The organism is Acinetobacter rudis, from assembly GCF_031157835.1.
GTDB classification, from domain to species: Bacteria; Pseudomonadota; Gammaproteobacteria; order Pseudomonadales; family Moraxellaceae; genus Acinetobacter; species Acinetobacter rudis_A.
In genome coordinates, this window is record NZ_JAVIDR010000028.1 from 1 (window position 1) to 13,692 (window position 13,692).

General features: G+C 36.6%; 11 protein-coding genes. 7 read left to right on the forward strand and 4 right to left on the reverse strand.

The features are described from left to right. Positions 1-809 precede the first annotated feature (809 nt). On the reverse strand, positions 810-4,136 hold the full coding sequence (locus RFH42_RS15825; RefSeq protein ID WP_308976831.1) for a DEAD/DEAH box helicase: 3,327 nt from the start codon (positions 4,134-4,136) through the stop codon (positions 810-812). Between the two features lie 404 nt (positions 4,137-4,540). Here RFH42_RS15825 and RFH42_RS15830 point away from each other — a divergent pair, with 404 nt between their 5' ends. The 4 genes from RFH42_RS15830 to RFH42_RS15845 all read left to right on the forward strand — a co-directional run bounded on the left by RFH42_RS15830 (position 4,541) and on the right by RFH42_RS15845 (position 8,388). After that, positions 4,541-5,614, forward strand: coding sequence for an AI-2E family transporter (locus tag RFH42_RS15830; protein ID WP_308976833.1), 1,074 nt, complete (start codon positions 4,541-4,543; stop codon positions 5,612-5,614). 237 nt (positions 5,615-5,851) lie between these two features. Next, the gene (locus RFH42_RS15835) at positions 5,852-6,436 is read left to right on the forward strand and encodes a DUF1287 domain-containing protein (RefSeq protein WP_308976834.1); all 585 of its coding nucleotides are present in this window, start codon (positions 5,852-5,854) and stop codon (positions 6,434-6,436) included. A gap of 346 nt (positions 6,437-6,782) precedes the next feature. After that, positions 6,783-8,267 carry a sodium-dependent transporter gene (locus RFH42_RS15840; protein WP_308976835.1) on the forward strand — a complete coding sequence of 495 codons (1,485 nt, stop codon included), beginning with the start codon at positions 6,783-6,785 and terminating at the stop codon, positions 8,265-8,267. A gap of 10 nt (positions 8,268-8,277) precedes the next feature. Next, positions 8,278-8,388 carry a methionine/alanine import family NSS transporter small subunit gene (locus tag RFH42_RS15845; protein WP_308976836.1) on the forward strand — a complete coding sequence of 37 codons (111 nt, stop codon included), beginning with the start codon at positions 8,278-8,280 and terminating at the stop codon, positions 8,386-8,388. 73 nt (positions 8,389-8,461) lie between these two features. Here the strand turns inward: RFH42_RS15845 and rsmB are convergent, their stop codons facing one another. After that, positions 8,462-9,784, reverse strand: a complete 1,323-nt coding sequence (gene rsmB, locus RFH42_RS15850; protein WP_308976838.1) for a 16S rRNA (cytosine(967)-C(5))-methyltransferase RsmB — start codon at positions 9,782-9,784, stop codon at positions 8,462-8,464. Then, positions 9,781-10,743 carry a methionyl-tRNA formyltransferase gene (gene fmt / locus RFH42_RS15855; RefSeq protein WP_308976840.1) on the reverse strand — a complete coding sequence of 321 codons (963 nt, stop codon included), beginning with the start codon at positions 10,741-10,743 and terminating at the stop codon, positions 9,781-9,783. The genes rsmB and fmt overlap by 4 nt, the downstream gene beginning before the upstream one ends. A 337-nt stretch (positions 10,744-11,080) precedes the next feature. On the opposite strand from fmt, the gene RFH42_RS15860 reads away from it, so the two are divergent. From RFH42_RS15860 to RFH42_RS15870, 3 genes are all read left to right on the forward strand, one after another. Continuing rightward, positions 11,081-11,656, forward strand: coding sequence for a hypothetical protein (locus RFH42_RS15860; RefSeq protein WP_308976842.1), 576 nt, complete (start codon positions 11,081-11,083; stop codon positions 11,654-11,656). Positions 11,657-12,044: 388 nt separating this feature from the next. Continuing rightward, complete coding sequence (locus RFH42_RS15865; protein WP_308976843.1) at positions 12,045-12,554, forward strand: hypothetical protein; 510 nt, start codon at positions 12,045-12,047, stop codon at positions 12,552-12,554. A gap of 70 nt (positions 12,555-12,624) precedes the next feature. Further along, a complete protein-coding gene (locus RFH42_RS15870; protein ID WP_308976845.1) occupies positions 12,625-13,023 on the forward strand; it encodes an Imm63 family immunity protein in 399 nt (132 codons plus the stop codon). Positions 13,024-13,134: 111 nt separating this feature from the next. Here the strand turns inward: RFH42_RS15870 and RFH42_RS15875 are convergent, their stop codons facing one another. After that, the gene (locus tag RFH42_RS15875) at positions 13,135-13,530 is read right to left on the reverse strand and encodes a hypothetical protein (protein ID WP_308976846.1); all 396 of its coding nucleotides are present in this window, start codon (positions 13,528-13,530) and stop codon (positions 13,135-13,137) included. Positions 13,531-13,692 lie beyond the last annotated feature (162 nt).

The window sequence follows — 13,692 nt, forward strand, 5'->3', positions numbered from 1 at the left end:
CTTCGCGCTGATGGTAGTGTGGGGTTACCCATGTGAGAGTAAGTCATCGCCAGCTCATTATTCTAAAATCCCCCAGTCTAAACGCTGGGGGATTTTTTTTATTGGGGAAAAATGTAATCAAAAAATATAATAAAAAATAATCTCTCAAATTAACACCATAAAAACCCCTCGACATTCGAATGTGGAGGGGATATCGGCTATTAAAGCTGTTTTAAGGCATGTACCAATGCGCTTCTGAGGCCTTCTTCTAGAGTATAAGTAAGAGTGTGGGTAAATGCTTTAAGGGTTCAGTCTAAAGGAGTGTCTAGCTGATTTCTTGTTGCTAATACCCTATTTAAATTTTGCCTTTTAAGTGGAGATGCTCCAATTTCACCCTTTAAACAATATATGAAGAGTGAGAAACGTCTCAGTAGCAATTCTAGCTAATTCAGACAAAGAGACGAGTAGATGGCAGCCTTGTATCCCCATTCTGAAGGATGAGGTTTAAAGGATTAGTTTTTATAGTTATGCAGATAAACCCGAACAGTTTAGGTGATTCATTTAGATTATATATACGTCAATAAAATCAAAAAAGCCCCATCATCCTGACGGGGCTTCTTTGAAATAGGTTTGGTGGTATAACTCCTGTCGTACCTGCATCCTGCTTAATCGTTAACTCGAACATCTCGTTCATAGTAGTGGAACTTCCTGTTCCCGATGTATGTATGATAAGTAAAATGAACATCGTGCGCTAGCGGCAAAAAAAAGCATAACATGTAAGCCATATCTTACAATTATGCTTTTAAATTCATAAAAATATATTTAGCCTATCAAAATTTCTCAAAAAGCTGCATCACATCATCTTCACTGAGTTTAACGTTGTGCTCTTTATCAACAGAGAGTACGGCTTGTGCTAACTCTGCTTTATTTTTTTGCATGAGAAGAATTTTTTCTTCAATACTTTCATTACTAATTAACTTGTAGACAAACACAGGTTTGTCTTGGCCTATACGCCATGCACGGTCAGAAGCTTGTTCTTCAGCAGCAGGGTTCCACCAAGGGTCGTAGTGAATCACTGTATCAGCTGCAGTAAGGTTTAAACCAACACCACCTGCTTTAAGGCTAATTAGGAATACAGGTACTTCACCATTTTGGAACGCATTAATTACTTGATCGCGTTTTTTGGTTTGCCCAGTTAATTTGACATGACTGATGTCTAGTGCTGAGAGTCGTGCTTCAATCAGTTGCAACATGCTAGTAAACTGCGAGAAGATTAAAATGCGTCGACCTTCTTCAAGCATGGCTTGTACCATTTCTACCAAATGATCTAACTTGGCTGACTCTACTTCCTGAGATTGAACAGAATCGAGTTTGAGTAAGCTTGGGTGACAGCAAACTTGGCGCAGCTTAAGTAGCGCATCCAAAATTTGAATCTGACTACGCTTAATGCCTTTGTTGGCAATAACATTTTGAATATTACTTTGCATGCTCGCACGAACTGCTTCATACAGTTTTGCTTGTTGCTCATGCATATCAATATGTACTTCAATTGTGGTTTTAGGTGGTAGCTCTTTAGCAACATCCATTTTTAAACGACGTAACATGAATGGCTGAATACGGTTAACCAACTTATTCTTTTTATGTTGATCCGCATTCTTCTCAATTGGAATCCGATAGTTTTTATTGAAGGTATCTTGTGAATATAAGAAACCTGGCATAAGAAAATAAAATAATGACCAAAGCTCACCTAAATGGTTTTCCATTGGTGTACCTGTTAAACAAAGTCGGTGCTTGGCTTGTAATTGACGTAAAACTTGAGCTGCTTTGGCACGTGGGTTTTTAATATTTTGTGCTTCGTCCAAAATACATAAATGGTATTGGTGTTTTAATAATTCATCATGGTCACGAGACAATAGTGGATAAGTTGTTAGAACAATGTCCATTTCAGGAATTTTTTCGAATAACTCATGACGGTCTGGCCCTTGTAAAATAAGAACCTTTAGATCAGGTGTAAATTTAGCGGCTTCTTTATACCAGTTATGCATTAAAGAGGTAGGTGCAACAATAAGTGCTGGAGCAGCTTGTAAATGTCCCGCTTGCTTTTGCAGGAGGATGTGCGCAAGTGTTTGTGCTGTTTTACCCAGCCCCATGTCATCAGCGAGAATACCGCCATGCTCAGTTTCAACGAGAAACTCTAACCAAGCCAAACCTTGTTGCTGATAAGGGCGTAGCTCTCCTTGGAAGCCTTTTGGCGTAGGTAGATGTTGCTGGTAGCCTTGTTTTAGTTTTTCAGCAAAAACTTTAAGCGATTGATTGCTTTGCCATTGCATGCCTAAATGATGTTGAAGCTCTAGTACTTGGCTTGCATCATAACGGTCAAGTTGATTGTTTTGTGGTTGTTGGAAAATTTCTTTTAAGTGGATTAAAAGTGGTTTAATTTCTTTTACTGGAAGTAAAAGCTGCGGGCGATCACTGGTGGTCCGTAAATGAATAAAACCATCTTCATCAAGTTCATCTAAATGCTGTGGCTCCAAAAAGTGTGGAGAGCTCATGAGTAATTCAGCAACTAAATCGAATAAATTATAGACGTGACCTTGAGCATCAGCGATCGTTGCATGTAATTCAAACCAGTCATAGTTTTGTGCAGAACTTTGCAGTTGAATATCTAAATTTTGGCCTGCAACAACGTTAAATAAACTTTGCGGAGTATGCTCAACTTGCCAACCCATTGCTTCAATTTGATTCGTTGGTACGAGTTTATGGAACCAATTTTGTTCTGTAGCTGCAACCGCATTGCTAGGAAGCTCATTATGTGGGTGGTGAATTTCTGCTGTTTGTACCCAATCAACTAACCATGTGAGACCTTGTACTTCATTTTGTAGCTGGCTAATGATCTGCTGTTCTTGTTCTAAATCACGATACTGTTTAACGCGCCGATCTTGTTGCATCCCCATAAAGAATGCTTCTGGATTACCTGCAGGGATACGACCACTCGGATATTCAAATTCTATTTCAGCAATACCGATATGTTGTTGTGTAGCCAATAAATTCAGTTGAGGAAGAGCGCCAAATCGTAAAATAGGCTGTGGTTGACCATGAGACTCTTCAAGCACAGCAATGTGTCGTGATTGTGGTATGAGCTGTAGACTCTGATGTTGTTTCTTTAATTGATCAAATTGTTGTAATAAATGTGCTGGAATTGCTGGCATATCTAGCAAATCCATCAAGATAGTTTTGTCTAAGTCACAATCTAAATAACCCACTTGGTGTTGGCCATAATCGAGATATACAGGCGGGGTTGTAGGTAATACTACAATTTGTTCAGCAGCTTGTTCACTGAGACGTTGCTCGCCATTGATCGTGAAGTGAGCAAAGAGTCGTTCACGATCATGTTGATGATGACTTTTCCAAGAAAAGTGAATTTGATAGTGTTCATCTGACCAAACCAGTGCTGGATTTTGAATATTATTCCAGTACACGGTGCCACTTTGAATAAACGATTTAAACTGTTCTAAGGCAAGGTCAGTAAAGTTTAATGCCGGTTGTAATGGATGTGCTTCTTGTAGCTGAGAATGTAAATAAAGCTGTAAAAACAGATGACGTTCATGATCAAGTAATTTAATGCGTTTACTTACAATATTTTCATGATTGTCATATCGTTGCTGATCACGTATTTCACCAGCTTTGTTACGACGTACTTTGTACGTTGTCAGGAAATGATTCGGCATGTGGTGATCATTTAATAAGTAAATAATCTGCCCAGCAGCCTGAGTTGTTCCTTGTTGTTGGATATGTTTTTGTAGCTGGCTTAGCCAAAGTAGGGCTTTCTTGGTGTATTGATCTTGATTTGCAGCTTTAGGCGCAATTTGTTGGCGCTCAAGCTCTTTATGATAGTACAAACGGGCAAGAGCGGCGGCATGTTTACAATCTACTTCATCTGGACAACTACAGTCAGTATCAATAATACGCTGTAAGGTACTGCTGTAATTAATGGTTGTATCGTAGTCTTCTTCGCCTAGAATTTGTGCATAAATTTGCACTTGATCGCCTTGGTTGAATATGTCCAAAGTCTCAAGATCAATCCGTTCCACGTAACTTTGGCTACGTTTGATAGTCGTTTGATTAAATCTCGATAAAAATTGGTTTAAATGCAACATAAAGTGAGTAATTCAAAGATGAAACTGTTAAGTATAAGTGGTATTTGCAGTGAACGGCAAAGAATATATTTTATTGAGACGATTAAATCGTCGGAAAAAAACGATCATCATAAAAAAGACCTCATCAAACACTGATAAAACCCTATTTTTGGTGTTTAAATCATCAAGTTTGTGCTGTTGTTATTGGGTATCTTGATCAACGTTGATCTAATGAATTATACCAAAAAGCTATTTTGATATTTATTTTACTGAAAAACAAATGTGAATACCGATTGCTGTTCATGCCCATTGTAGATGTTAAAGGGGAGTAGCAATGATGTAACTTGCAAAATTGTGTTTATGCAAGGATATTAATCACAGTTTTAATATTCAACAATAATCTAGTTTATTTTGGGATTTTTAGCATGTCGCAAGATGCAACGGAAAAAAACACCTTACAACGGTTAGTAAATCTGCTGCTATTTGTTTTACTTTTCGGTTATCTACTTTACATTGGGCAGCGTTTTTTATTACCTGTACTCACGGCAGCAATATCAGTTTATATACTTGTTGCTTTAGTGGATTGGTTAGGGCGTTTGCCCGTGTTATGTCATAGTCCCTTATGGCTGCGGCATAGTTTAGTTTTGAGTGGTTTTATTGCAACGATATTTGGATTAAGTCACATCATTATTACAACTGGGCAGAAGATTGTAAGTTCGGCTGCAGTATATCAGGCAAATTTAGAAAAAATGCTGATGCAGAACTTATCTCAATATGAATGGGCACATGGCTTTGACTTAGGCACATTGCGTGTCATGGCGCTAGATAAGATCAATATACAGTATCTCTTGAGTACAGTGATTAGTGGGTTAAGCTCAATGACAGGTATAGTGGTGCTGGTTGCAATTTATGCTGCATTCTTATTAAGTGAACGCAGCCGCTTTGGTGACAAGCTAGCGTTCGCATTTAATCAAAAAGATGCTGCCCAAGGGCTTAAAATTCTTTCTGATATTAATCAGAAAATTGGTCAATATTTGGCTGTAAAGACACTCATTAATTTAATCTTAGGTTTGATTTCTTGGTTAATTTTATCTTTGTTTGGTGTTGAGCATGCTTTATTTTGGTCATTATTTATTGCAATTTCAAACTATATTCCTTATGTCGGTTCCTTAATTGGGGTACTGTTTCCTGTTGTATTATCCTTGGTACAGTTTGCTTCACTACAGCTCTCATTATTTTTAACCGTGTTATTAACAATGGCACAGTTTTTTGTTGGTAACTGGTTAGAGCCGAAAATGATTGGTCGACAAATAAACCTTTCACCCTTTGTAATATTGGTTTCACTTTCATTATGGTCATCTTTATGGGGAATTGCAGGCGCAATTTTAGCTGTACCCCTGACATCTGTATTGGTCATTGTTTTAAGTGCTTTTCCTTCAACACGAGGATGGGCAATCTTATTCATGGATGATCCTACACTTATTGATGAAGACGTTTAAACATCATTAGGGGGTAAGTACACTCACCGAGATCTATTTAGCCATATCAACTGATGTGGCTTTTCTATGGAACTAAAGGCATTGAGTGATGCCATCGTTGCATGTTAAAAGTTATTGCTCCGTATAAATTTGCACGCTATAAATGCGTAATAGATCAGATTTCTCTTGCTCAAGTTGGTAGGGTTTTGGTTCAGTCTATTTCTTGTTATTAAAGCTTACTGTTATAGAGTCCTTGTTATGCACCATAAATTTTTAACTTACTTTCTAAGCAGTATCTTGTTGTGTAGTAGTTTGAGTACATGGGCATTTCAATCACAGCAGTTGGTGAGTGATGCTCGTGGTCAAATTGGCAAGACACTCTATTATGATCCAAGCTATACCAAACTCAACTATCCATTAGGAGATGTTGATATGAGTAAAGGTGTTTGTACTGATGTGGTAATTCGGGCTTTACGGCTACAAGGAATCGATTTACAACAACGAATACATGATGATATGCAGAAAAATTTTTCAGCTTATCCAAAAAAGTGGGGATTAAAATCGACAGATAAAAATATTGATCACCGTCGTGTTCCAAATATTATGACTTTTTTTAAACGTCAGGGTTATCAAGTACAGGATCAACATTATAAGGCAGGTGATATTGTCACTTGGGATTTAGGACAAGGTCTTACTCATATTGGTATAGTTTCAAATAAAACTACATTGATCGGACAGACTCCGCTGGTTATTCATAATATTGGCAGAGGAACACAAGAGAATGATATTTTGTACCAATATAAAATTATAGGGCATTATCGGTTACCTGTAGGCTTACATTAATACTTTAAGTTCACTGTCATGAAAGTTTATCGTTGTTTTATTTTTTAATTGCTTAATAAATAAGTTAAAAAATGAGCAGTAGTGATAAAACTCATCTATTTACGATAATTTTGCCAACAAATTGAAGAATTAATATCTAAAAAAGCGTATTGTTTGCTCATTAAACAGTTTTTTTATTGGCTAACTTTAAGTAAGTCATCCAATAAAAGGACTGGTTTGTAATTGGAGCGCGGCACTCACAAGGTGTAGGTCTTATTCAAACAACAAAATTTTGGGGTACTATTTTGACTTGTGTTTATACAACGACAATAAGCAAGTTAAAAATAGCCGATAGACTGGGTGTTTTATGACTGAAAAACGTGAAAACTGGTCTGCACGATCAGGCTTTATTATTGCTGCGGTAGGTTCTGCCGTAGGTTTGGGGAACATTTGGCGTTTCCCTTATGTTGCTTATGAAAATGGTGGTGGGGCATTTTTAATCCCTTATTTGATTGCCTTATTAACTGCAGGCTTACCATTATTATTCTTAGATTATGCGGTTGGGCATCGTAGCCATGGTGCACCGCCTAAAGCATATAAACAACTTTGGAAGCCAGCTGAAACATTAGGCTGGTGGCAAGTTTGTGTATGTCTCATTATTGGTTTGTATTATGCAGGCGTACTGACTTGGGCGGGTAGTTATGTTTATTTCTCTATGGGGCAACTGTGGGGAGATAATCCAGAGAAGTTTTTCTTTAGTACATTCTTGCAGACTGCTGAATCTAAAGGATTTGAATTAAATTTCGTTAGTCATTTATTCTGGCCTTTAGTTGGTGTTTGGCTTGCTGTATTAGCTATTCTTTATGGTGGCGTTAAGAAAGGTGTTGAGTTTTCTAACAGAATCTTCCTGCCTTTACTTATTGTGTTATTTACGATTTTGGTCATCCAAGCCGTACGTTTACCAGGTGCCGCCGATGGTTTAAATGCCTTCTTTACGCCTAACTGGGAAGCTATGAAGGACTATAAGGTATGGCTTGCTGCATATGGTCACATCTTCTTTAGTTTGTCTGTTGGCTTCGGCATTATGGTGACTTATGCATCATATTTAAAACCTAAAACCAACTTAACTGGCTCTGGTTTGATTGTTGGTTTTGCTAACTCTTCTTTTGAGATTCTTGCAGGGATTGGTGTATTTGCAGCATTAGGCTTTATGGCACATGCGGCTGATAAACCTGTTGCTGATGTTGTGAGTGGTGGGATCGGATTGGCATTTATTGCATTCCCTAAATTGATTTCGAGTTTAGGTGCAGGAGCGGATCTATTTGGTATTTTATTCTTTACTTCACTCTTCGTCGCTGGGATTACTTCGATGGTGAGTATTCTTGAAGTACCTATTGCAGCGTTACAAGATAAACTCAAGTGGAAACGATTTAAGGCTGTTACTGTTGTTGGTGGTGGTACAGGGATAATCTCAATTTTCTTATTCTCTTCAACCAGTGCAATTAAATTGGTTGATATTATTGACCACTTTATTAATAACCTTGGTATCGTTTCTGGTGCATTGGTTTCAATTGTGATGGTTTCTTGGTTTAAACGTGTGTTAATGACTGAAATAGAAATGCATACAAACCATATTTCTACTATTAAATTGGGCCGTACTTGGGAATTTACTTTAACGATTGTTACTCCAATCGTTTTATTATCAACTTTATTATTGGCTTTGAACTCACTGCTTCGTAATAGTTATGGTGGTGGAGATTATGCCGATAGTATGGTGTTATGTTTTGGTTGGGGCAGCATAATATTCTGTGCACTAGGCGCGCTTGTTATGTCTAAACTTAAAGATCGATAGGGGTATTATGATGAATACTTCAGCAATTATAATGATGATTATTTCCATGTTGTTTTTATGGGGTGGGTTATTATTGGCGATTGTGCATTTGATGAGACATCCCGAAGAAGTGGATGACTAAGGTCATATAATGTTCCGCCTCACCCATAAAAAAAGAGCCTTAATATAAAATTGAGGCTCTTTTTTTATGGGGTTTAAACTGCTTGTTTTTGAATCAGGCAATAATAAAAACCATCACCTTGACCTTGTTGAGGCAAAAGTTGTCGGCCATAAGCCTGTTGAATTCCCCACTCAGCAGAGATTTTAATTTCTTGGGCATCTTGATGTTCAGCAAAGAAGTTTTGCATTTGCTGTTCATTTTCTGCTTTGAAAATAGAACAGGTAATATAGAGCATGACACCACCAACACGAAGCTGTTGCCACATCTGTTTGAGGATTTGCTTCTGTAACTCAACAGTTTGTTCAATATCTGAAGCTTGGCGAAGTAATCGAATGTCTGGATGACGACGCATTACGCCAGTTGCGGTACATGGTGCATCTAAAACAATGCAGTCTAGTTGTTCAGAACTCTGCCAAGTCCGAGCATCTGTTGCAATAATTTCGACTGGGCATAATTCATTGAGTTGCAAACGATTCAAGTTTTCGGTGACACGTTGTAAACGTTTCTCGTCATGGTCAAGTGCAATGAGCTTTGCCAATTTAAACTTTTCAATTAAATGAGCAGTCTTACCACCTGGTGCAGCACAAGCATCTAAAACTATATGATTGTTTTGTTCAGGTAATATTTCTGCCGCTAGCTGTGCATGCTCATCTTGAACAGAGAACCAACCAGCATCAAAACCTGGCAATTCAGGAATCTGTACACCTTGCTCTAAAATAATACCAGCTTGAGATAAAGTACAAGCACGTGCTTGAATCTGCGCTTGTTGGAGTTTAATCAAGTATGCATCACGTCCAATTTTTCGTTGGTTCACCCTAAGTGTTAGCGGCGCGACTTTTTGTAACTGTGCTGAGAGATCTGTTAGTTGTTCTGGCCAATCTCTTTTTAAGCGTTTAAACATCCAACTTGGTAGGCCATGTGCTGCATGTAAAGCTGTTCGGAATGCTTCTGTTTCACGTGAAACCCGTCGAAGGATCGCATTGACTACACCACTTAAGCTTTCAAAACCTAGTTGTTTAGTTGCAGTGACAGTTTCTGAGATTGCAGCATGTACAGCAATACGCGTAGATAAAAGCTGATAAATACCTAAATACAAACAGCTTTCTACGGTTGGATTATTTAAAGGTTTAACTAACAATGGGAGGCTGATGCTTTTGAGCGCATACCATTGGCGTAAACAACCTAAGAGTAACTCATGAAAGAGTGCTTTATCTTTGCTCGCAACGTCATTTAATTGATGATGTAAAAAGCTTTGTAAAGATTGGCCCTGTTGTACTGCAAGCAGGCTACGAACAACTTGCGCACGCAAATTAACAGTTGGTTGTTTCACTTGAACAGAGGGAGTGAGTTGACTCATGCGAAAATATGTCCTAACTGTAGTTTTTGTGATTGCAAAATTTGTTGAGCATTAAAGGCTTTAGCACCAGGCCATTGTAGATGGGTTAAACAGATACTGTGTTGATCACCACACATAACATGCACGCCGTGTTTATCAATTGCAATAATTTCTCCAGCAACTGCATGAGGGGTATGTTGTTCTGATGCCTGACAATTCCAAACTTTAAGATTTTGGTTGTCATCTAATGGTGTATAAGCAACAGGCCAAGGATTAAATGCTCGAATATTACGGTCTATTTCAAGAGCACTTTGTTGCCAGTTAATTTTTGCCTCAGCTTTATCGAGCTTATGGGCATAAATGGTTAAAGCCTCATCTTGAACTTGTCGTTGTGCTAAATAACTTTCAAGACTTTGTGATGACTTTAGAACTTCAGTGATTGCCTCACCACCTTGTACTGCAAGTTTGTCCATAAGTGTCACAGTATTATCAGTTGCAAGGATTGGGCAGAGGGTTTTATATAACATATCACCTGTATCTAAGCCTGCTGCCATTTTCATAATGGTCACGCCAGTTTCCTGATCACCTGTGGCAATCGCACGCTGTACAGGCGCAGCACCGCGCCAGCGTGGTAGGAGCGAGCCATGAATGTTTAAACAACCATACTTAGGAGTGTCGAGTACAATCTGAGGTAAGATCAAACCATAAGCAGCAACAACCATCACATCAGCACCAAGTTCGGCTAACTGCTGTTGTGCCGCCAAGCCTTCTTCAGTTGACGATTTAAAATGTAGGGGTTGGTAAACAGGTAAATTGTGTTCGAGAGCGAGTTGTTTTACTGCCGAAGCAGTCAATTTTTGGCCACGACCTGCTTTGCGGTCAGGTTGTGTATAGACTGCAATAATTTCATTATCGCTCTTTAATAGCGCCGCCAATGCTGTTGCAGCAAAATCTGGCGTTCCCGCAAAGATAATTTTCAATGATTTAAACTCAATAAATAGTGCTGCTGTAGTATAACAAAGCTTGGTGAGCTAAAGATAACAAAGCCACACGAATCGAATTTGCTTTTGCAGATAATGGAGGATGGTCTATTGAAAGTCGAGGATTTATCATAACGCCATTATTTAAATATAAGAGTTATCGAATCAAAGTTGCATAGTTGGCATATTTGAGCTTAGTCATTCGACTCGCCTTTACTGCTTGCAGGGCTTGATAATCATCATATCTTTTGATAAATCTTAACAGCGTATTTAATAGCAATAAAATTATATTAATCACTTTATTGGGGAAAATTAATGAAAAAAAGCGTTTTTAGGTTTGTTAATTGGTACGATTATTTCTTCATATTCTCAAGTTGCAACTTTAATACAAGATTTATCTGGATGTGATTCAACTTTTTTAAAAAAATCATTGAAAAATAATGAGATGTCTACTGCTATAAATGATTTTTACAAAAGTGGGCTAAGTGAAAACGGATATGAAAAACCGATTGAGTTATCTGACAGTGGAATCGAGTTGAATCGTTTTATTGTTAAATATATCAATTTTGATAAATACGGGGAAAATATTGAGGGTTTCCCAACAGGGCAATATTATTTTTGGGGATTTGAAACTAAACAACCAATAAAGCAGGTTGTAGAAGCTTTATCTAAAAAGATAAATTTGATTAAAGCTTCCAATCATTCTTATATTTATAATCCAGAATATCGAAACTCATCAAAAGATGCTTGGCAAAAGAATAAATCAGCCTTGGCTGGTGTCATACTAGATAAAAATTCAGCTGAAAAATTGTTTATTTTAGAAAGTACAGAAGATGGGGGAACAAGTATTTTTTGTACTATTCAAGGCATGGTTGTTGATAAGGATTTACGCAGTGTTGGGTTGATGCAGTGATTAGAAAAATTGTCATCATCACTGCTTATTGGAATGTTATTAGCGAATAATACAGCTGATGCGAAATGCTTTCTTTTATGTTAATTAATCTAATTACTTAATGTCTATTAAAAAGCCCTGATCTATCGAACAGAGCTTTTTTGTACTTTTATTTTCAGTGGAATGCTGGCAGTCCAAGAATAGACCATATTTGTCTAGAAGAGTGGTGTCAGTCCATTTGAGTACACTTAACTCGTTGGCTTTGTTCATATTCAATAAAATAAGTCTCCTCCCATATGTAAACTTATTTCAGGATGGGACAGCCTGACATCAAGTTAGGCTTTTTGATTTTCTAAGAAATTTTGTGCTAAATACAAAAATATAATTCTAATCAAGAGTATTTTTACATATGTGTAATAAACATAAAATTCAAGAAATACTTAGACATGTTTGGTTGCCTAAGTCAAACTTTTCAAATGAAGAATCAATCTATATAACTGATTTAATTTGTGAAATTGTGGGACAATTTGGAGATGCAAATGATGTTAGTACTTTATTAAATGATGAATCCATAAATAAATACTATGGAACCATTTCATCAGAAAAGTGTGAGGAGGTGGCTAAGTTGATTATCAGTTGGAACGGGGGGTCACCTCTTAAAACTGATTATGCAGTAATGAAATTTCGAAGTGGGATGTATTACACTTTTTTATCATATAAGAATAGTGAAAAAGAATTAAAGGTTAGGTTTAATATGACTGTAAATGATGAGGTTATTGTAAATCTAGATGAATTATCCTTAGAAGGAAACGAGAAGCAACAATTGTTAGACTTAATGAAGAAAATATATAAAAATCAATTAATTATAGATAATGAGGAGAACTCGGAATACATAATGGATAATTTAGCCTATTGGTAATCTATTTCTAATTTTGCATAATAGATTTTATGTTAAATAGATATTAAGAACATTTGGAGCATCAAAAATAATGCTTACGTTTTTAGAAATTCAATCTAAGATTGATCAAATTTGTGAAAAAATTGGGCTAGAGAAAAAAAGAGTCTGGCCCGCAGTTCAGAATGATGGAGCTCCATATGTATTAATCCATGAAGACAAATATTGGTATATTTCTGAAGAAAGAGGTGAAATATACTTTGCAAAAACAACCAAGGATTTTGAAGAATTGCTTTATTGGATAATGGATAATTTCATATCTAGTTATTCGTATGAGTTTGAACTTAAAAATAGAACCAGAGGACAAGATTCCCGTCGAATCGCTTTTTCAAAACAAATTGAACTTTTTGGTTTAATCAGTGATGAATGGAAGGTAAAAAAAGAAAAGAAGATAAAAAAAATATTAGAAACAGCCCCTTTGAGAGATGGTTAATTTATAAATTTTTATTTGCACCTAAATTTCGTACAACACCCATTATATTAAATGGAGAATTACTTATTAACTTTTTCTTATCATATAGCTAAACGATAGAAGTCACTTCATTTAAAGACTTTTAATCCATTCAGAAAAAGCTGTTTTCTGTTCTAATACAGTAACTATCTTGGTTTGATCTAGGCATTCATCAAACGTATTTAATTTCTCTGTACCCTGCTTTCCTAGTTCTAATCTATAACCGATACAACCTAGTGACATTTGTAAAGTCATATTCGATGGATAAAAATCCCGCCGTGAACCATTGATACAAAGAAAATAATCATTCAATTCTAGTTTGTTACGTAAACAATTAAGTGCTTCGAAATAGTTGTTTCCAATACCTATATAATTAGGATTATCTAGACATAACAATCTTATTGAGGCTTCTTGATTATGATAATTCAGCTCTAAATTCACTGAAAAGATAGCATCAGCAGAGAAACATTTAATTTTTAGCTTTGTCATAATTAATTGCCACTTCTATGGTATTGAAAAATTTGATTTTTTAAATATATCTAAAATTAGCATAATACACCTTATGCAAAGTCAAAATGTAACCCCAAAATAGAAATGTCCACTTTAGAATATTCATTTTTCAAGGTTTTCTAGGAGGCTCATTCATTTCCT